19 protein-coding genes and 1 pseudogene are annotated in these 21,772 nt (G+C 63.3%); 9 read left to right on the top strand and 11 right to left on the bottom strand.

Annotation, left to right across the window (positions count from 1 at the left end):
• From AC2FLX_RS19310 to AC2FLX_RS19300, 3 genes and pseudogenes are all read right to left on the bottom strand, one after another.
• Positions 1-500 (bottom strand): annotated as a pseudogene (locus tag AC2FLX_RS19310) (IS110 family RNA-guided transposase); the annotation flags it as partial.
• A gap of 336 nt (positions 501-836) precedes the next feature.
• On the bottom strand, positions 837-1,955 hold the full coding sequence (locus AC2FLX_RS19305) for an asparaginase (RefSeq protein WP_496809989.1): 1,119 nt from the start codon (positions 1,953-1,955) through the stop codon (positions 837-839).
• Positions 1,952-3,319: an MFS transporter gene (locus tag AC2FLX_RS19300; RefSeq protein WP_480749191.1), complete on the bottom strand. Its 1,368-nt coding sequence runs from the start codon at positions 3,317-3,319 to the stop codon at positions 1,952-1,954. The genes AC2FLX_RS19305 and AC2FLX_RS19300 overlap by 4 nt, the downstream gene beginning before the upstream one ends.
• A gap of 199 nt (positions 3,320-3,518) precedes the next feature.
• Between AC2FLX_RS19300 and AC2FLX_RS19295 the strand changes: the two genes are divergently transcribed.
• The gene (locus tag AC2FLX_RS19295; RefSeq protein ID WP_480749190.1) at positions 3,519-3,947 is read left to right on the top strand and encodes a DUF4177 domain-containing protein; all 429 of its coding nucleotides are present in this window, start codon (positions 3,519-3,521) and stop codon (positions 3,945-3,947) included.
• A 145-nt stretch (positions 3,948-4,092) separates the two neighbouring features.
• Positions 4,093-4,863, top strand: coding sequence for a sulfite exporter TauE/SafE family protein (locus AC2FLX_RS19290; protein ID WP_480749189.1), 771 nt, complete (start codon positions 4,093-4,095; stop codon positions 4,861-4,863).
• A gap of 123 nt (positions 4,864-4,986) precedes the next feature.
• Here AC2FLX_RS19290 and AC2FLX_RS19285 read toward each other — a convergent pair whose 3' ends face one another.
• From AC2FLX_RS19285 to AC2FLX_RS19275, 3 genes are all read right to left on the bottom strand, one after another.
• Complete coding sequence (locus AC2FLX_RS19285; RefSeq protein WP_496809988.1) at positions 4,987-6,288, bottom strand: adenylate/guanylate cyclase domain-containing protein; 1,302 nt, start codon at positions 6,286-6,288, stop codon at positions 4,987-4,989.
• A 106-nt stretch (positions 6,289-6,394) separates the two neighbouring features.
• Complete coding sequence (locus AC2FLX_RS19280) at positions 6,395-8,110, bottom strand: tetratricopeptide repeat protein (protein ID WP_480749187.1); 1,716 nt, start codon at positions 8,108-8,110, stop codon at positions 6,395-6,397.
• An 89-nt stretch (positions 8,111-8,199) separates the two neighbouring features.
• A complete protein-coding gene (locus AC2FLX_RS19275) occupies positions 8,200-8,454 on the bottom strand; it encodes a BolA family protein (RefSeq protein WP_480749186.1) in 255 nt (84 codons plus the stop codon).
• Between the two features lie 107 nt (positions 8,455-8,561).
• Here AC2FLX_RS19275 and AC2FLX_RS19270 point away from each other — a divergent pair, with 107 nt between their 5' ends.
• Positions 8,562-9,185 (top strand): J domain-containing protein, encoded by a 624-nt coding sequence (locus AC2FLX_RS19270; RefSeq protein ID WP_480749185.1) that lies wholly within the window; start codon positions 8,562-8,564, stop codon positions 9,183-9,185.
• An 86-nt stretch (positions 9,186-9,271) separates the two neighbouring features.
• Here AC2FLX_RS19270 and betC read toward each other — a convergent pair whose 3' ends face one another.
• The 3 genes from betC to AC2FLX_RS19255 all read right to left on the bottom strand — a co-directional run bounded on the left by betC (position 9,272) and on the right by AC2FLX_RS19255 (position 13,578).
• Positions 9,272-10,726: a choline-sulfatase gene (gene betC, locus AC2FLX_RS19265; RefSeq protein WP_496809987.1), complete on the bottom strand. Its 1,455-nt coding sequence runs from the start codon at positions 10,724-10,726 to the stop codon at positions 9,272-9,274.
• A gap of 96 nt (positions 10,727-10,822) precedes the next feature.
• The gene (locus AC2FLX_RS19260) at positions 10,823-11,875 is read right to left on the bottom strand and encodes a GFA family protein (RefSeq protein WP_496809986.1); all 1,053 of its coding nucleotides are present in this window, start codon (positions 11,873-11,875) and stop codon (positions 10,823-10,825) included.
• A 143-nt stretch (positions 11,876-12,018) separates the two neighbouring features.
• Positions 12,019-13,578 carry an arylsulfatase gene (locus AC2FLX_RS19255; RefSeq protein WP_496809985.1) on the bottom strand — a complete coding sequence of 520 codons (1,560 nt, stop codon included), beginning with the start codon at positions 13,576-13,578 and terminating at the stop codon, positions 12,019-12,021.
• Positions 13,579-13,729: 151 nt separating this feature from the next.
• Here AC2FLX_RS19255 and AC2FLX_RS19250 point away from each other — a divergent pair, with 151 nt between their 5' ends.
• Positions 13,730-14,722 carry a helix-turn-helix transcriptional regulator gene (locus AC2FLX_RS19250; RefSeq protein WP_496809984.1) on the top strand — a complete coding sequence of 331 codons (993 nt, stop codon included), beginning with the start codon at positions 13,730-13,732 and terminating at the stop codon, positions 14,720-14,722.
• A 71-nt stretch (positions 14,723-14,793) separates the two neighbouring features.
• Here the strand turns inward: AC2FLX_RS19250 and AC2FLX_RS19245 are convergent, their stop codons facing one another.
• A complete protein-coding gene (locus AC2FLX_RS19245; RefSeq protein ID WP_496745436.1) occupies positions 14,794-15,696 on the bottom strand; it encodes a Hint domain-containing protein in 903 nt (300 codons plus the stop codon).
• Positions 15,697-15,959: 263 nt separating this feature from the next.
• Between AC2FLX_RS19245 and cobS the strand changes: the two genes are divergently transcribed.
• From cobS to cobT, 3 genes are read left to right on the top strand one after another with little or no spacing between them, the layout of a single operon-like run.
• Positions 15,960-16,946, top strand: a complete 987-nt coding sequence (gene cobS, locus AC2FLX_RS19240) for a cobaltochelatase subunit CobS (protein ID WP_480749179.1) — start codon at positions 15,960-15,962, stop codon at positions 16,944-16,946.
• Positions 16,947-16,959: 13 nt separating this feature from the next.
• On the top strand, positions 16,960-17,658 hold the full coding sequence (locus tag AC2FLX_RS19235) for an aspartate/glutamate racemase family protein (protein WP_496745465.1): 699 nt from the start codon (positions 16,960-16,962) through the stop codon (positions 17,656-17,658).
• Positions 17,658-19,535: a cobaltochelatase subunit CobT gene (cobT, locus tag AC2FLX_RS19230; RefSeq protein ID WP_496807764.1), complete on the top strand. Its 1,878-nt coding sequence runs from the start codon at positions 17,658-17,660 to the stop codon at positions 19,533-19,535. The genes AC2FLX_RS19235 and cobT overlap by 1 nt, the downstream gene beginning before the upstream one ends.
• Here cobT and AC2FLX_RS19225 read toward each other — a convergent pair.
• A complete protein-coding gene (locus AC2FLX_RS19225; protein ID WP_480749176.1) occupies positions 19,519-19,704 on the bottom strand; it encodes a hypothetical protein in 186 nt (61 codons plus the stop codon). The two genes, cobT and AC2FLX_RS19225, sit on opposite strands and share 17 nt — an antisense overlap.
• A 145-nt stretch (positions 19,705-19,849) precedes the next feature.
• Between AC2FLX_RS19225 and AC2FLX_RS19220 the strand changes: the two genes are divergently transcribed.
• On the top strand, positions 19,850-21,010 hold the full coding sequence (locus AC2FLX_RS19220; RefSeq protein WP_496809983.1) for an alpha/beta hydrolase: 1,161 nt from the start codon (positions 19,850-19,852) through the stop codon (positions 21,008-21,010).
• 78 nt (positions 21,011-21,088) lie between these two features.
• A partial coding sequence (locus AC2FLX_RS19215; RefSeq protein WP_496875503.1) for an aminopeptidase P family N-terminal domain-containing protein occupies positions 21,089-21,772 on the top strand: 684 nt, incomplete at its 3' end.

Genomic DNA, 21,772 nt, shown 5'->3' with positions numbered 1-21,772 from the left:
CCCTTGGATTGTGCATTTCGCGAACCGGACGGCGTGACCAACGCCCTGGGCAAAGACGATGCCGAACTCCGCCAGCAGCCCACGGAGCATGTTGATCGTCTGGGTCCTTTGCCGGACAACCAGACTGCGCGCTCTGTGCAGAGAAAGAATGGCCTGCTGTTCAGGCGACTTCACCTTGACGAACCGCATGGTCGGACGGGTGACGGCTTCGCAGATCGCCTCCGCATCAGCCGCATCTGATTTGCCGCGCTTGACGCAGGGCTTCACATAGACAGGTGCGATCAACCTGACTTCATGGCCCAGCTTGGTCAGTTCTCGCGCCCAATAGTGGCTCGCGCCGCAAGCTTCCATGCCGATCAGACAGGGCTCCAGACGCTCAAAGAAAGACAACATCTGCGGCGACGCAAAGACCGGCTGAACCCCACAGCACCATCTGGCGTGACACCATGAACATAAAAAACGTTCTTGGCCAAATCGAGGCCGACTGTTGTAATCTGCATTGGGTGGCTCCTCTCCTAGCAGTTCATGACAACTGCACTATGGCGCATCGCGACGCCGATGGAGCAGGAGCCATCCACCCCATCCCGCGTCTTAACAGTCCGCGACCCGCGCGGCGAGGTCAGTTAGCAGATATTCCCGTCCAGTGGCGTTTGGCCGCTTCGGGCTGCGATATGCCGACTGCATCCGCAAAAACCAGTTCACATGGCAACGGCAGCCGTGGCCTCGAACCCGACGACCTCGACGCGTTCATCGCCCATGTTGCAGACCATCTTTGACAAACTGCAACCTCTGCTGTGAGGGCTGGCCAATCGGGTGCTATTTTGTCTGGAGCCGGGTCATCCCCTCTCAAACAGCTTCCCCAACGCCGCCCTGTCCGGCCCGTGCTGCAGCAGGCCCAGCATCAGCAGCAGGCGGGCCTTGGTCGATGGCAGGTCTCCGGCGAGGATGCAGCCCGCTTTCTGCAGCGTCGCGCCGCCGCCCTGATCGCCATAGATCGGTTCGACCCGGCCATGGGGAACGCGGGTGGCGATGACCACGGGCAGCCCCCTGGACAGAGCGTATTCGATGGCCTTGAAGGTGGCGGCGTTCACGTTGCCCGCGCCGACGCCTTCGACCACCAGCCCCCTGGCGCCACTGTCGACGGCATGACGCAGCAATCGGCCGTCAGAGCCGGCAAAATCCATGATGATCGGGATGTCGGGAAAGTCTTGCGGCATCGGCTCGGGCAGCGGCAGGCGGATACGGTTCACCCGGTCGTTGAGGCGCTGCACATCGGTGCCCAGGACATAGCCCAGATACCCTTTTTCGCCCGAGTTGAAGGTCTGGACGTTGGTTGTCTGGGTCTTGCGCACGTGGCGGGCGGAATTGACATAGCGGTTGAGGGTCACGGTCACGCCCCAGTTTCCGGCATCGGGCGACAGCACCTGTGCGACGGCGGCATGGATGTTGCCGGGGCCGTCGGGGTTGGGGCTGGAGGCGTCGTTCATCGCGCCTGTGAACACCACCGGCTTGCCGCTTTTGAGCGTTACATCCACGAAAAACGCGCCCTCGGCCATGGTGTCGGTGCCGTGGGTGACGACCGCTCCGGCAATGTCGGGGCGTGCGAGCACCGCGTCCAGATCGGTGCTGAGCCTGGCCCAGATCAACGGGGTCATTTGCGAGGAATCGATGTTGCTGACCTGCAGCACGCCGATATTGGCCAGTTTGGACAGGCCCGGCACGGCGGCAACCAGATCCTTGGCCGAGACCGCCGGAACCGCGCCGCCGGTCTTGGGGTCGGTGCGTTCGGCGATGGTGCCGCCGGTGGCCAGCACCGCGACATTGGGCAAGTCGGGATTGCGCGAGGCGAAGTCGAGCTTTGGCGCGCCGTCCTGCGCCGATGCAAGCCCGGCTGTCAGGCCAGGTAGAAAGGCGATGGCGAGTGCGCGCAGGAGGCGGGTCAGATTGGGTTTCACGGGGTCCCTTTCGGCTTGCTGTGCTTCGGATGTTCGATGGCAAAGTGCGCATAGAGCAGCACCGCCAGCGCAAAGGCGGCGGTGGTCCAGAACACCGCCGGAAAGCTGCCGGTCATGGCATAGACCGTGCTGCAGAGCGCCATGCCGAGGGTGCCGCCCAGAAGCTGGCTGCTGAGCACGATGCCGCCCGCCTGCCCCTGCATCGCGGGCGGCACCGACATCATCACCGCGCGCTGCGGCGGCACGAACAGAAAGGATACGGCGACGCCCGACAAAAGCAGCCCGGCAAGGATCAGCGCGTGGCTGTGCATCCCCATACCCAGCGCCACCGCCGAAATACCAAGCATCGACCCCAGCACCCCCATGAGCGACGGGCCACGGGTTCCGAACCTGTCTGCGGCCTTGCCCGCAAAGGGGGCCGAGAACATCGGCGGCGCCACGGCGGGCAACAGCGCCACGCCCGCCATCAGCGGCGACAGGCCCATCGCGGTTTGAAAATACATCGCGCCAAAGACATAGCTGGCGATCTTTACATATTGGGCCAGGAACACGATCAGGTTCGAGGCGGCGAAGGTCGGGTTGGAAAACAGGCGCACCGCGATCAGGGGCGGTGTGAATTTCAGCTCGGCCGGGATCAGCAGCGCCAGCAGCACCAGCCCCAGACCCAGCGGCAGAACCACGTCCGCGCGGGTCCAGCCGCGGTCCGGCCCCTCCATGATGGCAAAGACGGTCAGGGTCAGGCCGGTGACCAGCAGCACAAGGCCACGCCAGTCGAACCGGTCCTCGGGCACGCGGTCGGGGTCGCGCCAGAACCGCCAGGTGACCGCCGCCACGACCAGAACGATCGGCGGGTTGATCCAGAAGATCCAGCGCCAGGAGAGGTATTCGGTCAGCAGCCCTCCGACCACCGGCCCCAGCGCCAGAAAGGTGGTGCCGATGGAGCCATAGATGCCCAGCGCCATGCCGCGCTCATCCTCGCCGAAGGACATCGAGACCAGCACCAGAGACAGCGGAAAGATCACCGCGGCCCCGATCCCCTGCATCATGCGCGCAAGCATCAGGGTTGTGCCGCTGCCCGCCATCCCGGCGACAGCCGAGGACAGGCCGAACAGCACCAGCCCCGCCACGACCAGCGCCCGCGTGCCCAGAATGTCGCCCAGTCTGCCCGCCGCTCCGGCCAGCGCCGCCAGCGTCAGCAGATAGACGTTCACCACCCAATGCGCGCCCAGCGCGGTCAGGCCGATCTCGGCCTGGATGGTCGGCAGGGCGACGCCGACGACGGTTTCGTCCAGCAGGATGACCCCGAGGATCACCCCCATCGCGCCCAAAATCCACCAGCGTGTGTTGTCTTGGCCTTTCGTCAATGGACAGGTCCTGAAAGCATGGATCAAATCGCAAAATCGCCCCTGCATTAAGCCTACGCGCAGGGGCGTGCGTCAAGTTGGCGGGTTTTGGCCACGGGTCTGGCGGAAATGCCGCCACCTGGCGGTTGCGGGTTTCAGAGCTCTGGCCTTTTGGACGGAGGTTGCAGTAACCTGCGCGCAATCAACCAAAGGCGCGAGCATGATCCGATACGAATACAAGGTGGTCCCGGCCCCGCAAAAGGGCACCAAGGCCAGGGGTGTCAAAACGGCAGAGGGGCGGTTTGCCCTTTCGGTGCAACAGTCGCTCAACGCCCTGGCGGCCGAGGGGTGGGAATATCTGCGGGCCGAACTGCTGCCCAGCGAAGAGCGCAGCGGGATCACGGGAAGCACGGTCAACTGGCGCAACGTGCTGGTCTTTCGCAGGCCGCTGGCGGAGGGCAGCGAGCCGACAACTGCGGAAGTCGAGATGCCCAGTCACACGCCCGAGGGCATCCCGCTGGCCCGCCCGGTTCCGGGGCCCGGCACGATTTCCGGCCCGGCGCGGATCTCGCAGGAGTCGAATGATCCGCCGTTGTCTTTCAAGAGGGCCGAGACACAGCCCGAACTGGACGAAGAAGAAAAAACCTGACGGCGCAGGTGAAAAACACGCCGACTGTCTGTTCCTTGACGGACCTGCGCGGCCCGGACCAGACTGAAAACGCCGGCATACTTGATTTGGGTGACCCGTTTTCACGGCACTCGGACGGTCGTGTCATTCAGTTGGGGAACCTGTCTTGGAAGCCGCAGGGGTCGAGACCTATCTGATTCTTGTCGCCGCCGGCGTTCTGGCGGGCGCCACCAATGCCATTGCCGGTGGCGGGACGTTTTTCACCTTTCCAGTCCTGATATGGGCGGGCCTGCCCCCCCTGGTCGCCAACACGACGAACATGGTGGCCCTGACGCCCGCCAATCTTGCGGCGCTTCCGGCATTCCGCCCTCAGTTGAAGCGTCTTGGCCGGAATTGCCTGACGCCCGTAGGCATTGGCGTTCTGGGCGGAACGCTTGGTGCCTTGTTGCTGTTGTACCTCGGCGAGGCAGCCTTTGCCTCGGCCGTGCCATATCTCATCGGATTTGCGACGGTCTTGTTTTCGACCGCGCCCGGAATTCGGCGGGCAATTCTGGTATTGAGGATCGGTTCGGCCCGCATATGGGCGTTTTTGCCGGTTGCGGTGCTTTTTCTCTTTTCTGTTTACGGCGGATACTTTGGCGCGGGCCTGGGGCAGATCCTGTTGGCCGCGCTGATACTGAACGGACACGCAGATCTGCATGAGGCCAACGCGTTGAAAAATGCGGTGGTTTTCGCCGTGAGCATCGTGGCGGTCATAATTTTCGGCCTCAGCGGTTCGGTGTCGTGGCCATTCGCTGTGGTCATGATGGTCAGCTCTTCCATAGGTGGTTATCTTGGCGGATTTCTGTCTCTGATGGTTCCTCAGTCGACGCTGCGCGCAGGCATCATAGCTTTTGGACTGTTCCTGACCGGATACTATTTTTGGCAAGGCGCGTAGTCGGGCATTCGTGCTGGCGGTCTTCGCTGGCGCATGAAAGCGGTGTCGCGCGCGAGAACGGCAGTTGCGGTATTCAGGGCCCTCGGCGGCAAGGCGCAGGTCGTTGTCCCGTCGCGCGACGGATCAGCGGAACGTAAACAGCTCCAGCGGCTGTTCCAGCCCTGCCAGTTCGAAAAAGCCGAGGCTGGCGAGATCGTGGCTGGCGAGGGAAGCAACCGGCGCGGTGACCAGCACGGGCCGTTCGGTGGTTTTGCAAAGCGCCTCGACCCGGCTTGCGGTGTTCACCGCCTTGCCGATCACGGTGAAATCCAGCCTGTCCGGCGCGCCGACATTTCCGAAAAACACCGTGCCGCGGTGGAGCGCAATTCCCGTCTGCAGGGGCCGCCAGGCCGTGACCCCGGCAAGAGCGGCGGGATCGGCGTTCAGGGCATCGAGTGCGCCCAGCGCCTGTTGTGTGGCGGAGAGTGCGGCCTGTGCTGTGGCGGTCTCATCGCTGAAGGCCGCAAAGGGAAACACCGCCAGCATCCCGTCCCCGATGAATTTCAGGACATCGCCGCCCTGCGCGATGACCGCACTGGCGAGGCATTCGAAATAGGCATTCAGGACGGCTGTCAGCTGACCATCGGTCATCTGGTCGGAAAGCCGCGTGAACCCGCGCAGGTCCGATGCCCAGATGATCGCCTCGACCGCGGCACCGGAACCGCGCCGGATCGAGCCGTCGAGAACCTGACGGCCGGCATCCGAGCCGAGATAGGTGCTGGCGATGTTTTGGGAAATCCGCTCGGCGATGTGGCGTTCGACATGCAGAGCGAAAATGCGCAACAGGCGCTCGATCTGGCCGAACTCTTCGTCCGAATACCCACCCTGCTGCCGTGTCGCAACGGTTGCCGCATTGTGGTTGGCGCCGCCGGAGCGGAGGGGAAAGGCCGCGTATTCGGTATATCCCTGCTCGGCGAGGTCGCCCAACAACGGGCCATGCTTGGCCCGTCTGGACGGATCGAGGCGTGCACGGAAGCGTTCGCCATGATCGATCACCCGGGACAGCGGATTGCGGCGGTAGGCATCCGTCATGCGCACCGACTGGTCGATGACACCCTCGTCGCAGAAACCGTCGTCGCTGTTCCACATCCAGACATAGCCCAGGACCTGCGGGTGCAGAGTGCCGACATGCAGGCTGCTTCGTTCCACCGGCATCCCGGCCCTGAGCATGCGCCACAGGAATTCCTGATAGAATTCCAGAAGATCCCCGGCGGCAAGCGCGTCTTCGAGCAGCCATGCCTCGATCTGCGCGGGGGTTTGGCTGGGCAGGCGGTCGGGGGCGAAGGTTGCGCGGCGCAACAGGGTGACGGTGTCGGAATATGTGCGGGGCGACGGATCAAGCCCCGCTTTGAACACCGGTTTGCCCTGCGTCTCAGGAGGTTGCATGCGGCCACTCCGATCCATGAATGTGATCTTGCAGGTTCGACCTTAGCGCCTTGTCGGGACGCGCGGCAAACCGGTGGCAGCGGTCGGGCAGCGCCCGATACGCTGTTCAGTCCGGCAGACCGGCCTGCCGCAGATGATCGCAATCCCTGTCCAGGTTACGGGGATCGCGGTAAAGCTGCGTTTTCTTCCACGAAGATATCGTGAAGTTCGGGCGGTGTTTCAGCAGCGTTTGCGCTTCTTGCCGGGCCGTGTCGATATCGCCGGTTTCGGCATGGACAATCGCAAGATCCAGATGGCCGAAGCCCTCGACGATGTCGCTGTATTCCCTGAAGGCCTCGATGGCCCTGGCGTGTCGCCCATCGAGCCGCAACGCAAAGCCAAGCACGCCCGCATACCATCCGGGATAGTACGGGTTGAGCGTGATGGCCTGCTGCGCGAAACGGATCGCCTCGGTAACCTGCCCGTTGAAGGCCAGCGTCAGCGAAAGCCGGGCGGCGACATCGGCGTGGTTCGGATTGAGCGCCAGCGCCGTGTTGAATTTGCGGATCGCGGCGTCGAGATTTCCGTCGATGGCCTCGGCAAAGCCGTCGATCGCGTGGGCCTCGGGATTGTAGCTGTCGATCTGCAGGGCGCGCTGCGCGCATTCGCGCGCCTCGGCCAGTGCTGCGGCGCGATCCGGCGTGAAATCGTGCCGTGCCTCGACGGTGCAGACATGCCCGAGGGTGCACAGAGGGGCCGAGTAGGATGCATCCAGCGCAATTGCGCGCTCGGCGAGACGGCGGGCCTCGGCATAGCTTTCTTTCGTGACTTTCCGGCAGCATTCGACCGCCTTGAGTTGCGAGGTCCACGCCTCCATGTTGGTGGTTCCCGATCCGCGGAAACGGGCCATTTCGCCTTCGAGCAGTTCGACCCGAAGCTCTGTCGCGATCTTGAGGGCAATCTCGTCCTGCACCTCGAAGACATCCTCGAGGTGCCTGTCGAAACGGTCGGCCCAAAGATGCATCCCCGATCTGGCGTCGATGAGCTGGGCGGTGATCCTGACCCGGTCGCGGCTTTGCCGCACGCTGCCTTCCAGAACCAGATCGAGACCCTGTTCCAGCCCGACCTGTTTGATGTCGACGGAACGCCCCTTGTACACAAACGTGGAATTGCGCGCGACCACCAGCAGTTTCGGAAGCTTGGAGAGCGTGGTGATGATCTCTTCGGTGATGCCGTCGGCAAAAAACGCCTGATCGGGATCCGAGGACAGGTTGTCGAACGGCAGCACGCCGATCATGAGGGACTGGGCATGGGTTTTCGGCGTCACGCGCGGCGGCGGCGCCTCGGGCGGGGACCATTGAAACACCGGGACGGGCGCGGGCAGGTTCTTGAAGTTGCGATCTCCGGCCCGGCGAAAGATCTTGGCCAGTTCTTCGTCGACACTGCGCTGGACCACGTCGGAAATCAGCACCGTACCCGGTTCAGCCTCGGCCTGAAGGCGAGCGGCCAGATTGACGCCGTCGCCAAAGATGTCGTCATCGTCAAAGGCGACGTCGCCCAGATGTACCCCGACCCGCAGTTGCAGCGCGGAATGCTGCGCCGTGCCGCTTTGAAGATCGAGGGCGCAGCGCACGGCGTCGGAAACCGCCGCAAACTCGACCAGCCAGCCGTCGCCCATGCGCTTGATCACGTTGCCCAGATGATCGGCGACCATCGGCTCGAACACGTCCTTTCGCAGTTTGCGAAGCTCGGTGAGCGTTCGGTTTTCGTCAGCCTTCATCTGCCCCGAATAGTTCACGACATCGGCAGAGAGGACTGCGGCCAGTTTTCTGGTCGGCGGCATGGCGATACTCGATCCAACTTGATCCGGCCAGCTTAGCGCGGGCGCCTGCCGTGTCAAAGCGGTGCCGCCCTGCGCGGACCAGCGCGGCGCTAGCTGCCGATATCCAGCGACAACGCATGGATGCGGGGGACGATGTCACCCAGGGCGGCATGCACCGCGCGGTGACAGGCGACGCGGGATTTGCCGGCAAAGGCCTCGGCGCGGATGCGGACATTGAAATGGCTTTCGCCACCTTCGCGATATCCCGCGTGGCCGCGATGGCTTTCGCTGTCGTCGATCACGTCAAGCTCGCGCGGCTCAAACGCCTGGGTCAGGCGGGTACGGATGTCTTCGGTCATGCTCATTTCTGCTCATGCGGCAAAATAATTGCCGCTCCCCTCTTCTATCTTCGGCCACTTAGACTAAACTGCTGCCTCCGAGTCGAGAAGACGAGTTCGTAAGGAGCAGCGCCATGGTGAAATCAGACCCGTTCGGGTTCGACATGTCGGTCTCATCCGCAAAGAAGAAAAACCCGCGCGGGCGGCGGGGCATGTCGGGTGCGTCCGAGACCTCGACCCGCCTCTGCGACCACGAGGGATGCGAAGAGGCGGGCAAGTACCGCGCGCCAAAGGCGCCGGACGTTCTGGACGATTTCTTTTGGTTCTGCCAGCAGCATGTGCGCGAATATAACCAGAAATGGAACTTTTTCGACGGCACCACCGAGGCCGAGCTGAACGCGCAGCGCTCGAAGGACAAGGTGTGGGAGCGTGAGACCAAGCCCTTCATCGATCCCGAAACCCGCGCCTGGGCGCGGCTGGGCATCGAGGACCCGCATCAGGTTCTGGGCGAGAATGCCACCAAGAACCCGGGCCGTGCCGCCGCCGGAGGCCGCCGCCTGCCGCCGACCGAACGGCGCGCCATCGAGATCCTTGAGGCCAAGGACAGCTGGACCAAGGCCGAGGTGCGATCGGCCTACAAGAAGCTGATCAAGGTGCTGCACCCCGACATGAACGGCGGCGACCGCAGCCAGGAAGACCAGTTGCAGGAAGTGGTCTGGGCCTGGGATCAGATCAAGGACAGCCGCAATTTCAGATAAACGTCGCGCCCGGCGGTTGCGGCGGAATTCGGGTATTCGAGACCAGAAAGAAGCAGGCCTGTTCGAGTCATCGGACGGGCCGTTTCTCAGGTTCTGATATAGGCCGTCGATGCGTTCGGGTCGGGCTGATAATCCCACGCGGTCTCGTTCGCCGCCATGGCCGCGTTGACCACCTGTTTCTGTGCCAGCCGCGCCCAGACATCGCGTTCGATGGCATCCAGATCGAAGCGATCGGTGATGATCGCCGCCATCTCGCGTTCGATATCGGCGGCTTGCGGCGCTCCGGCCAGGTTGGTCCACTCGCCGGGATCGGCGTCGATGTTGAAGAGTTGTGGCCGGGAGCGGTGGCAGTAGAGGTATTTCCACGCACCTTTGCGGATCATGAAGCTGGGGCGCATGATGCCTTCGCCGTGATATTCCGAGATCACCGGCACCTCGTCCAGCGGCTCGCCGCGCAGCGCGGGCATCAGCGAGCGCCCCTCCATCGGGCGGGCGGGCGTGGCGCCGACCAGATCAAGGAAGGTGGCGGGCAGGTCGATCAGCGAAACGGGCGTGTCGACGCGGCGGTACCCGGCGCCGGGAAGGTCGATGATCAGCGGGATGCGGACGGACCATTCATAGTGGCTGCGTTTCTGGATCAGGCCCTTTTCGCCCAGCATCTCGCCATGGTCCGAGGTGACGATGACCATCGTGTTGTCGCGCAGGCCCTGTTCATCGAGCACGTCGAGCAGCTCTCCCAGCTTGTCGTCGATGTAGTGGGCGAGCGCGGCAAAGCCGCGGCGCATCGCGAGCAGGTCGGTTTCATTGCGGATGCTTTTGCGGTTGAGCCCGTACCAGCGCAAGAACGCGCGGTCGAAATCCGAATAATGCGCATCCATGTCCGCCGGGTAATGCGGCAGCGGCAGGTCGGCATCCTTGTACATGTCCCAGTATTTGCGGGGCACGATATAGGGCGGGTGCGGGTTGGTATAGGACACCGTCAGCATGAAGGGCCGGTCGGGGGCGTGGCGCAGGTATTCGAGCGCGCGGAAATGGGTTTCCTCGTCATATTGCAGCTCGGCGCTCCAGCCTGCGCCGATATTGCGGGCCTGGTACTGGGGCGCGAAATCGAAGGCCATCGCGTTGGGGTCGTTTTCATCGAGCAGCGGGTAGGACCAGATGAACCCCGAGGGGTAGATGTCGGTGTTGAGCCGCCGCCGGAAGCCGTGCAGCTGGTCGGCGCCGATGAAATGCATCTTGCCCGACAGCACGGTGTCATAGCCCGCGTTGGTCAGGTAATGGGCGAAGGTCGGGATGAAGCTGTGATAGGGATCGCCGTTGTCGTAGCAACCGGTGGTCGAGGTGTGCAGCCCGGTCATGAAACACGACCGTGCAGGTACACAGATCGGGCTGGGCGTATAGGCGGTGGCAAAGTTGACCGCCCGGTCGGCCAGCGCCTTCATGTGTCTGGTGCGCGCGACCCGGTGGCCGCAGGCCTCGAGCATGAAGGGGGTCATCTGGTCGGCCATGACCAGCAGAATATTGGGGGTGTCGTGCGGCATTGGTCTCCACCGGCAGGGGTCGGGGCGTCCGGAACGGTAGAAGTTGAGAGCAGCGCTGTAAATCCCGCGCGCGGCGGGTGGGGCACCGGTTGCGGTTCAGAACACCTTGGGCGGTTTGGCGTGCGGCACCCATGTCTCGGGGTCCGGCAGGCCCACCGATGACCAGGCTTCCTGAAGCACGCGGGAATTGGCGCAGGTGGTGCGGGGCAGATCGTCGAGGATGTCGAGCCACGGCATGCGGCTTTCGATGCCGCTATGGGCGGCGGGCGCGTATTTGCCCGGCTCGTCAAGGCTGGTCGTCATCACCACGAGATAGGCTGCGCGCCTTGGCTGCACCAGCCGGTAGGTGAGGCTTGATCCGCAATCGGGACAGAAGCCGCGCTCGCCGATGGGAGACGAGGAAAAATACCGGGGCTCAGCCCCGGGAAACCGTACGCCCGAGGCGGGAAACGCCGTCCACGCGCTCATCGCCGCGCCGGTGAACCGTTGGCAAAAGCGGCAATGGCAATAGCCGGTACTGATCGGCGGCAGGCTGATTTCGTACCGGATCGCACCACACAGACAGCCACCTGTGGCCGACATCGCCGCCAATGCGTCTTCGTCGAAATCGAACAGCCCGCGCGCGCGGTTCTCGCCATGCTCGCGCGTCATGTAGACGTGGATCGGATCATCGGAGTCCTTGACCCGCTGGTGGCCGCAATCCTGCAGCGGAAGGTCGATCTTGCCCCGGATCTGGCTCATGATCTCGCCCGACACGGCGATGCCGCCCGGTTCCGCCAGCGCCTGAAGGCGGGCAGCCTGATTGACTCCCTCGCCCAGCAGATCGCCGTCCTGCACGACGACGTCACCTACGGAAACCCCAAGCCGCAGGCGCATCGATGTGGTGTCCCGGTCGCGCGCGCCGTTGATGGCCATGGTTCGCTGGATCGCGACCGCGCAGTGAACCGCCTCGATCGTGCTGGAAAACTCGGCCAGAAACCCGTCGCCCATGGCCTTGAACACGCGGCCGCGATGGGCCTCGACCTGCATCCCGATCACCTCGTGACGCAGCTGTTCCACCCGCCTGAGCGTTTCCTCTTCGTCGCGGACGATCATGCCGGTGAACCCAACGACATCGGCGGCAAGAATGGCCGCGAGCTTGCGGTGCATGGACCCCTCCTGTCGATATGCCCATATGCAGCGTAGACGCAGAGCGGTGGGCTGTCACGCGCCCTGCAACGGAACCTCGCGGGGTCGAAAAAAGGACGCCCGGTCGGGGCGCCCTTCTGTGAGTGGTGGGGTTTTTGGCCGTTTCAGCCGCCCTGATTGGTCTGCAGGGTTTCCAGAACCTGGTCGATCGAGAAGCTCGCGGGTTTCTGGCGCGGTGGGTATTTCTCGAACGTGCCAAGGAACTGCGCCACAAAGGCCTGGGCGGGAACCAGAAGATAGGCCCGTTCCAGCCGCCATTGCGGATAGTTGATCGCCTCGTGGTCGGCCTTTTCGAACGGATCCGAGAACATGTTGAACACCTTGGGCAACCGCAAGGGGGTCAGCGGATCCTGCCAGACATCGAAGCTTTCGGCGCGCTGTTCGGCAAAGACCACTTTCCACTGGTCATAGCGCAGGTTCATCAGGTCGCCGCCGTCGGAGAAATAGAAGAACTCGCGCCGCGGCCCCTTGTCGGCTTCGCCGCGGAAATACGGCATGAAGTCGTACCCGTCCAGATGCACCGGCTCGTTGCCCTCGCCAAAGGGGGCTTCGGTCAGCATCTTTTCCTTCATGTCCGCATCGCCCAGCGCCGACATGAAAGTCGGGAACCAGTCGAGGTGGCTGATGATCGTGTTCGACTTGCGCCCCGGCTCGATCACGCCGGGCCACTTGATGATCATCGGCACGCGGAAGCCGCCATCCCAGTTCGAGTTCTTCTCGTTGCGGAACGGCGTGGTGCCGCCATCGGGCCAACTGAACACTTCGGCCCCGTTGTCGGTGGAATACATCACCACGGTATTGTCGGCGATGCCCAGTTCGTCGAGCTTGTCGAGCATCTCGCCGACCATGCCGTCATGTTCGACCATGCCGTCGGGATAGATGCCCAGCCCGGTGACACCCCGGCTTTCTTCCTTGAGGTGGGTGAAGATATGCATCCGGGTGGTGTTGTACCACAGGAAGAACGGCTTATCCTCGCTGACCGCGCGGTCAATGAAATCGAGCGCCCCGGCGGTGACTTCCTCGTCGATGGTTTCCATCCGCTTGCGGGTCAGTGGCCCGGTATCCTCGACCGTGCCGTCGACATTCGAACGGATTACTCCGCGCGGGCCGAATCTTTCCTTGAACTCGGGGTTCTTGGGATAGTCGGCATTCTCCGGCTCTTCCTCGGCGTTCAGGTGATAGAGATTGCCGAAAAACTCGTCAAAGCCGTGGTTGGTCGGCAGATGCTCGTCCAGATCGCCAAGGTGGTTCTTGCCGTACTGGCCGGTCATGTAGCCCTTGGACCGCATGTATTCGGCGATGGTCGGGTCCTTCTCGCTCATCCCTTCTTTGGCGCCGGGCAGGCCGACCTTGAGCAGACCGGTGCGGAAACCTGACTGACCGGTGACGAAACTGGCGCGCCCGGCGGTGCAGGACTGTTCGCCGTATGCGTGGGTGAACAGCATGCCTTCGCTGGCGATGCGGTCGATGTTGGGGGTCTCATAGCCCATCATGCCCTGATTGTAGGCGCTGATGTTCCAGTATCCGACGTCATCCCCCCAGATGATCAGAAAGTTCATCGGCTTGTCCTGCGCCGCCGACACGGTCGCGGTGAACATGCCCGCGCAAATCATCGCGGCAGATGCCGTCGCCTTCAGCCGCCTTAATGTCTTGAAAGCAGTCATATTATACTCCCCCAGATCGTCGTTGAAATAATTCATTGTAATATTACGATGTTTGCAGGAAGATGCTTAGCATTTCCGGCCAAAAAGAGTTCAGCGGCAATCTATCGATCAGTGAATTGACGTTTTCAGAAAACGGGACAGGAGAAGCGGTATGATCCGTCTCGATCTCGTATTTGCACCTGCCCTGCGCCCGGTATTCGGTGCGGCGGACATGCCAAGCAGCAAACTGGAACGGCTGGCCGAGCGGGCCGGGCTTCCGGGAAACATCGTGGACGAACCTCATGGGTATGTCCCCCTGCACGCGACCGAACTTTTTCTGGAATTGGTACAACGGGAGAACGGGCAGAACAATTTCCTGTTCGACAGTCTTTCCATGGACCCGACAGAGCGCGCGCAGACCCATTCCGTGGCGGGTGTTCCTTTGCCCACCGGCATCACCAACCGGGAATCGCTCGAGGCCATGACGCGGGTCTTCAACGGCTTCATAACTGGCGCCCGTTTTTCCTGCAAAATCCGCGGCCAGCAGGTCTGGGTGCTGCGCACCACATCCGCGACCGAATGGTCCGACCGGTGGTCGGTGCTGCAATATAACCTGAGCATCATGCTGTCAGGGGCGCGACGCATCCTTGCGCCGGGCCTGCAGCCGGTTGCGCTTCGGCTGCCAATCGCCCTGCGCTCGGGTGACCTGCCGGAGAACCTGAAAGACCTGCCCGTGGAACCGGATACCGACCATTTCGGTCTGGCCTTCGATCTTGGCACGATCATCCGCGCCGACGTGACCTTGTCAGCCCCGGTCGCAGGGAACGGAACACCCGAGGCGCGACAGCCGGAGCAGGCGCTGAAAGCCTGCATCACCGAGTTCCTGGCCTCATCGCCTGTCGACATCTCGGCGCGCCGCATTGCCGCTGCCTTTGGAATGAGCGAACGCAGCTATCGACGGAAACTGGCCGCGTTCGGGACGAGCCATTCGGACCTGCTGTCACATGCCCGTCTGGACATCGCACGCAGGATGCTTGCCGTGCCGGAATACAACGTCACCGATGTCGCCTATGAAACGGGTTACGGCAATCCCGGCGATTTCACCCGGTTCTTCAAACGCCGGATGGGATGCACGCCGCAGGATTACAAGCGGTTGCACAGCTAGGGTCGGCGCCGCTCAATCCAACCTGCCGTCCGCTACCGGAAAAGCCATATGGTTCTCGGTGTGCCGGTCAGTCAGCCCATAGCCCTGAAAACACTTGCCTCGTACCGCTTCAGGCAGGGCAGGCGCGTCACCGGCAGGCGCGCCGGATCGTGGCCCGACACTTCGGGAAACAGGTCTTTCAACTCGGCCACGTCGGCCCGGTCCAGCGCCATCAGGGCCGCATCGCCGGGAAACAGGGTTTCGGTCTTGAGGCCGTGGGACAGAACCACCTCGTGCCGGGCGCAGGCCACGTGGACATAGGTGACGGGGCCATCGGGCATGATCTGCCGGATGCGGCTGTCATCGACCAGATGAATGGCGGCGGCAAAAACCTGATCCGCGCCGAAATGAAGCTGTGCGCGCCATCCTTCCAGCACGATGCGGTGTTGGGGCGAGACCAACAGATCATGGGTCGGCAAGCCAGGGCCAAGCGCGTCGCGGCTGATCCGCACCGGGCACAGACGCGGCAGGGCGCAAAGCTGGTCGGGATGCAATGTGCGTTGCCCCACCCAGGTGACAGCGGCCAGCCCGCCATCCGCAAGCCGGAGTTGGTCGCCGGCGGTAATGTCTTCGACCGGGACCGGCCCTGCGGCGGTTTCCAGCAAAGTTCCAGCCACAAAGCAGGGCACGATACCATCCGGCAGCGCGACCGTGACGATCAGAGAGCCGTTGTTGCCCACTCCCGGCCCGGTCGTCGCGTTCACTCGCAGCGTAAAGGTGGCGTCGGGATCGACAAAAATGCCGGGTTCCAGTGTGACGGTCAGCAACCCGGTGCTGGAGATCGTGACCGTGTAATCCGAGGGCGACAGCCCCCCGGCATCCAGAACGTCGACGCTCCACGCCGCCCCGAATTTTGACGCGGTATATTGCGCGCTGGTGGTATTCGTGGTCGATCCGATCGAGATCGAAGTTGGGCCGAAAATATCCAGCGCCATGTTGATTTCTCCTGCGTTCAGGACGTATCTGAATTTCAGAATAGCTTGGAACAAGTTGACTTCAAACAAGACTTGGCCGGACCATGCTGCCCCCGCGGAAAACCGCCGCCGGGCATTGGCGCGATCATCGGTAAGGCCAGTTTGGAAAGAAACGCCGTATCAGTCGCCGGACCGCGCGCCTTTCCCTTGCCCTTGTCCGCAATATGTTGCACCACACACGGGCTCAAACCCGCCAGGCGGGGCACAGGATAAGGACGAGGCGCATGGCTGACGGATCGATCGACATCAACGCAAAACCCACCGAAGAGATCTCGGTCCGTGACGTGTTCGGCATCGACACCGACATGATGGTCAAGGGATTTTCCGAAGCCTCGGACCGGGTGCCGGCGATGGACCACACCTACAAGTTCGACCCGGAAACCACGCTGGCGATCCTGGCCGGCTTTGCCCATAATCGCCGGGTTATGATCCAGGGCTATCACGGCACCGGCAAATCGACCCATATCGAACAGGTCGCGGCGCGGCTGAACTGGCCTGCGGTGCGCGTCAACCTTGACAGCCATATCAGCCGGATCGACCTGATCGGCAAGGACGCGATCAAGCTGCGCGACGGCAAGCAGGTGACCGAATTCCACGAGGGCATCCTGCCCTGGGCGCTGCGCAACCCGGTCGCCATCGTGTTCGATGAATACGACGCGGGCCGTGCCGACGTGATGTTCGTGATCCAGCGCGTGCTGGAACATGACGGCAAGCTGACCCTGCTGGACCAGAACGAGATCATCACCCCGCACAAGTATTTCCGCCTGTTTGCCACCGCCAACACCGTGGGTCTGGGCGATACCACCGGTCTTTATCACGGGGTGCAGCAGATCAACCAGGCGCAGATGGACCGCTGGTCGCTGGTCTCGACGCTGAACTACCTCAGCCACGACGCCGAGACGATGATCGTGCTGTCGAAGGCGCCGCATTACAACACCGCTACAGGGCGCAAGACCGTCAGCCAGATGGTGACCGTCGCCGACCTGACCCGGACGGCGTTCATGAATGGCGATCTGTCCACGGTGATGAGCCCGCGGACGGTGATCAACTGGGCGCAGAACGCCGAGATCTTCCGCGACGTGGGCTATGCCTTCCGCCTGAGCTTCCTGAACAAATGCGACGAACTGGAACGCCAGACCGTGGCCGAATTCTATCAGCGCTGCTTTGACGAGGAACTGCCGGAAAGCGCCGCGAGCGCGAGCCTGGGGTGACATGACGTCGGCCGTGCATATCGGCTTGATAGGCGGGATCGGAGTTGCGGCGACGGTGGTCTATTATCAGCGGCTGACTGCCGCTGTGGCCGCGCAGGGCAAGCGGCTGGCGCTGACCATCGTTCATGCGGATGTGCAGGATCTGGTGCGAACCAATCTGGCCGATGACCGGAACACGCAGGCGCGGATCTATGCGGGCCTGATCGACCGGCTGAAAGCGGCGGGCGCCGACTGCGCAGCGATCACATCTCTGGGCGGGCATTTCTGCTATGACGAGACGGTGGCACTGTCCTCATTGCCCTTGATATCGGCGGTCAAACCTTTGGACGCCTATTTCGCCTCGCAAGGGTTTGGAACCGTCGGATTGCTGGGTACGCGGGTTGTGATGCGAACGAAACTCTATGGACAGCTTGCGCAGACCGGCGCGGTCGCATTGGAAGACGAGATCGACACGCTGGGGCAGACCTATCAGGACATGGCGATTGCAGGGGTATGTTCAGCGTCCGACCGCGCCCTGTTTCTGGATGCAGGCCGCCGCATGGTCAACGATCTTGACGCCGACGCAATTGTGCTGGCGGGCACCGATCTGAATCTGGCCTTTGACGGGCAGGAACCGGGGTATACTGTGGTGGATGCGCTGGATGTGCATGTGGATGTGCTGGCGCGGCTGGCGACCGGTGAAATGACGCTTGAACAGGCAGGGGCCGATTGATGAAAAAACCAAACGACAACCCCGCCGATCCGTTCAAGAAGGCGCTGGCCGAGGCCACCAAGGTGATGGCCCACGATCCGGAATTGAACGTGTCATACACGGTCGATCCCTCGGGGCTGTCGGGCGAGTCGATGCGGCTGCCGCAGGTTTCGCGCAGGATGAGCCGCGAAGAGGTGCTGCTGGCACGCGGCACGGCGGATGCGCTGGCCTTGCAGCGCCGCTATCACGACGATGCCACGCACAACCGCTATGCCCCTCCGGGCGACATGGCGCGGGATCTCTATGAGGCGATGGAGGTTGCCCGCTGCGAGGCGATGGGCGCGCGCGACATGCCGGGCACCGCGTCGAACATCGACGTCAAGATCAGCCACGAGGCGATCCGGCGTGGCTATGACCAGTGCAAGCAACCCGCCGAGGCGCCGCTGCCGGTGGCCGCGGGCTATCTGATCCGGCATCTGGCCACGGGGCGCGACCTGCCGCCCGCCGCCGAGAACGTGATGAACCTGTGGCGCGGCTTCATCGAGGAACAGGCCGGCGGAACGCTGGAAAACCTTGACGATATCCTCTCGGATCAGGCCGAGTTCGCCAGGTTCGCGCGGCAGGTGATCAAGGATCTGGGCTATGGCGACCAGCTGGGCGACGACCCGGACGAACTGGACGAGGATCAGGATGATCAGGCCGAGGACGACGCCGACGAACAGCCCGATCCCGACAGCACCGGTCAGGACGATCAGGAGGATCAGGACGCCGACGCCGACCCCGAACAGGCCCAGGAAGAACAGCAGGATCAGTCTCAGGCCCAGGTCTCGATGGACGAGATGGCCGAAGACGACATGGGCGACGAGATCGAGATGCCCGAGGGCGAAGCGCCGCAGGAACCTCCTGCCCCGCCGCCCGCCTCCGAGGCCGATCCGGATTACAAGATCTACCTCGACACCCATGACGAAGAGATCGCGGCCGAAGATCTGGCCGAGCCCGCAGAACTGGAACGGCTGCGCGCCTATCTGGACCAGCAGCTTGAGCCTTTGAAAGGGGCGGTTTCGCGCCTTGCCAACAAGTTGCAGCGCCGGTTGCAGGCGCAGCAGAACCGCAGTTGGGAATTCGACCGCGAGGAAGGCATTCTGGATGCGGGCCGTCTGGCGCGTGTTGTGGCAAACCCCACCACACCGCTGAGTTTCAAGGTCGAGAAGGATACCGAGTTCCGGGACACGGTGGTGACGCTGCTGCTGGACAATTCCGGGTCGATGCGGGGGCGTCCGATCTCGATCGCCGCGATCTGTGCCGATGTTCTGGCGCGGACGCTGGAGCGTTGCAATGTCAAGGTCGAGATTCTGGGCTTTACCACGCGGGCGTGGAAAGGCGGACAGGCCCGCGAGGCGTGGCTGAACGATGGCCGCCCGCAGCAACCCGGCCGTCTGAACGACCTGCGCCACATCATCTATAAGGGCGCCGATGCCCCGTGGCGGCGGGCGAGACCCAATCTGGGCCTGATGATGAAAGAGGGCCTGCTGAAGGAAAACATCGACGGCGAGGCGCTGGAATGGGCGCATCGCCGGATGATCGCGCGGCGGGAGCAGCGCAAGATTCTGATGGTGATTTCGGATGGCGCCCCGGTCGATGATTCAACGCTCAGCGTGAACCCCGCCAACTATCTGGAAAAGCACCTGCGCGACGTGATCGCCATGGTGGAAAAGCGCAAGATGGTCGAGCTGCTGGCCATCGGGATCGGCCATGACGTGACCCGCTATTACGACCGCGCAGTGACGATCACCGATGTCGAACAGCTGGCCGGCGCGATGACGGAACAACTGGCGGCCCTGTTCGACAGCGACCCGCGCGCGCGGGCGCGGGTGATGGGGATCAGGAAGGCGAGCTGATTCGCCCCGCCCACCAGTCGAGATGACGCCGCACACTGTTCCACAAGGTGCGGCGTTTTTCATTGACCGCCTCTTCGGCTTGTCTGGCTGCGACGCGTTCGGTGCGCGAAGGGGGCTGGTGCCTGTCGGCGGTGTGGCGAAGCAATGCGGTGTCAAACGGCGCCATCATGGTCGGGGTCCTCCAATAGTGATGCTGTCAGGATGGCGCACCTCGCCCCCCTGCCGCTTGAAGACGGTCCTTGGATTTCCCTTAGAAACCCCTGTTTTTGCGGTAACACCTTGCCGGATCGGCAAAAGACGGGTGTTATCTCGACATGCGGTACGGTTTCGACACCTATGTTCTGGACGCCAGGGAGCACCTGTTGCTGTGCGACGGCGCGCCGGTTGCGGTGGAACCACAGGTGTTCGACCTGTTGCATCTGCTGCTGCGCAACGCCGGGCGGCTGGTCAGCCGGGACGAGATCGTCGAAGAGGTCTGGCATGGCCGGATCGTGTCCGACTCGGCCATCAGCGCCCGCATTGCCGCCGCCCGCAAGGCCGTGGGCGATGACGGCAAGTCGCAACGGGTGATCGCCACGGTTGCCCGGCGGGGGCTCAAATGGGTAGCCCCTGTTGCCGAGGTCGGGCAGGACATGCCCGCACCGGCATCGGTGCAACGCATCCGGTACACGCAGACGCCCGAGGGGAAATCGCTTGCCTATGCCGTGACCGGATCGGGGCCGCTTTTGGTGCGCGGCGGATACAACACGACGGACATCGAGGCCGAGTGGAACACACCATCCGAGCGCGCGCTGTTCGAGGCAATTGGCGCGCATCACACGCTGTTGCGTTTCGATCCCATCGGGTTTGGCCGGTCGGATCGCGCGCTTGAGGAATTCTCGTTCGACGCTCTGGCCGAGAACATGATAACCGCGGCAGACGCCGCCGGGTTCGAGCGTTTTGGACTGTTTTCGGAATCCGGCGGTGCCTTGTCGGCGGTGCGTGTTGCCGTGAAACACCCCGACCGCGTGCGCCGCCTTGTCATCGTCGGCGGCTATGCCGAAGGGCGCGGGCGGCGGTCGCCGGAACTGAGTTCGGACGCGCTGCGCGCGCTGGCTGCCGAAGGGTGGAGCGCGCCTGAGATCAGCTTCGTTTCCGCCATGATGCTCAGCTATTTCCCCGAAGGGCCGCTGGACGCCGTACACGACATGGCGCGCAACATGATCGGTGCAAGTTCACAACAGACGATCCTTAAGGTGCGCGACGCCATTCACCGCGAGTCGCTGCTGCCGCTTCTGCCCCAGGTCCGCTGCCCGACGCTGATCATCCACGCGCGGCACGACAATGTTCACCCCCTGTCCGAGGCTCAGAAACTTGCGGCAGGCATCCCCGATGCCGAGCTGATGGTTCTGGAAACCGCAAACCACATCCCGATGCCGGGCAACGCGGTGTGGGATGAATACCTTGGGGCGCTGCTCGGCTTTTTTGCCGAATGAGCGCACGGCTTTGCGACTGGACTTTCCCCGCGTCGCGCCGCACCTTTCGGCCGAAGACAAGTGACGAACGAGGCCTCCATGTTCCAGACATTCGAAGTGACCGCCCGCCCGGAACAGGGGCCGCCGCGGCTGGCCGCGCTGCGCGGGCAGATCGAACAGCACGGGCTGGACGGCTTCCTGATCCCGCGTGCGGACGCCCATCAGGGGGAATATGTGGCGGCCCATGACGACCGGCTGGCCTGGTTGACCGGGTTCACCGGCTCGGCCGGGTTCTGTGCCGCCCTGAGGGGCGTGGCGGGCGTATTCGTGGACGGGCGCTATCGCACACAGGTCAAGGCGCAGGTCGCAGCGGCGTTTACCCCGGTGCCGTGGCCGGATGTCAGCCTGACCCAATGGCTGAAGGAAAAGCTGCCGGATGGCGGGCGCGTGGGGTTCGATCCGTGGCTGCATGCGGCGGGTCAGATCAAGGGCGCGCTGGCGGACCTGGACGGCACCGGTATCGAACTGGTGCGCTGCGAAAACCTGGTGGACCGGGTCTGGCCCGATCAGCCCGCCCCGCCAATGAACCCGGTCAAGGCGCATCCGATCGAATTCGCCGGCGAAAGCTCTGAGAGCAAGATCGCCCGTCTGGCCGGGGATCTGACCACGGCGGGGCGCAAGGCTGCGGTGATCACCCTGCCCGATTCGATCATGTGGCTGCTGAACATTCGCGGCTCGGACATTCCGCGCAACCCGGTGGCGCATGGCTTTGCCATTCTGCAC

It is taken from the genome of Ruegeria sp. YKSF57 (assembly GCF_059612585.1).
This window is presented reverse-complemented; position numbering and strand designations above follow the sequence as displayed.

Coding starts and splice junctions, on each gene's coding strand:
- AC2FLX_RS19255 (WP_496809985.1), bottom strand. CDS start 13,578: ATGACTGCTTTCAAGACATTAAGGCGGCTGAAGGCGACGGCATCTGCC.
- AC2FLX_RS19250 (WP_496809984.1), top strand. CDS start 13,730: ATGATCCGTCTCGATCTCGTATTTGCACCTGCCCTGCGCCCGGTATTC.
- AC2FLX_RS19220 (WP_496809983.1), top strand. CDS start 19,850: ATGCGGTACGGTTTCGACACCTATGTTCTGGACGCCAGGGAGCACCTG.
- AC2FLX_RS19275 (WP_480749186.1), bottom strand. CDS start 8,454: ATGAGCATGACCGAAGACATCCGTACCCGCCTGACCCAGGCGTTTGAG.
- AC2FLX_RS19270 (WP_480749185.1), top strand. CDS start 8,562: ATGGTGAAATCAGACCCGTTCGGGTTCGACATGTCGGTCTCATCCGCA.
- cobS (WP_480749179.1), top strand. CDS start 15,960: ATGGCTGACGGATCGATCGACATCAACGCAAAACCCACCGAAGAGATC.
- cobT (WP_496807764.1), top strand. CDS start 17,658: ATGAAAAAACCAAACGACAACCCCGCCGATCCGTTCAAGAAGGCGCTG.
- AC2FLX_RS19225 (WP_480749176.1), bottom strand. CDS start 19,704: ATGATGGCGCCGTTTGACACCGCATTGCTTCGCCACACCGCCGACAGG.
- AC2FLX_RS19260 (WP_496809986.1), bottom strand. CDS start 11,875: ATGCACCGCAAGCTCGCGGCCATTCTTGCCGCCGATGTCGTTGGGTTC.
- AC2FLX_RS19285 (WP_496809988.1), bottom strand. CDS start 6,288: ATGCAACCTCCTGAGACGCAGGGCAAACCGGTGTTCAAAGCGGGGCTT.
- AC2FLX_RS19245 (WP_496745436.1), bottom strand. CDS start 15,696: ATGGCGCTGGATATTTTCGGCCCAACTTCGATCTCGATCGGATCGACC.
- AC2FLX_RS19295 (WP_480749190.1), top strand. CDS start 3,519: ATGATCCGATACGAATACAAGGTGGTCCCGGCCCCGCAAAAGGGCACC.
- AC2FLX_RS19280 (WP_480749187.1), bottom strand. CDS start 8,110: ATGCCGCCGACCAGAAAACTGGCCGCAGTCCTCTCTGCCGATGTCGTG.
- betC (WP_496809987.1), bottom strand. CDS start 10,726: ATGCCGCACGACACCCCCAATATTCTGCTGGTCATGGCCGACCAGATG.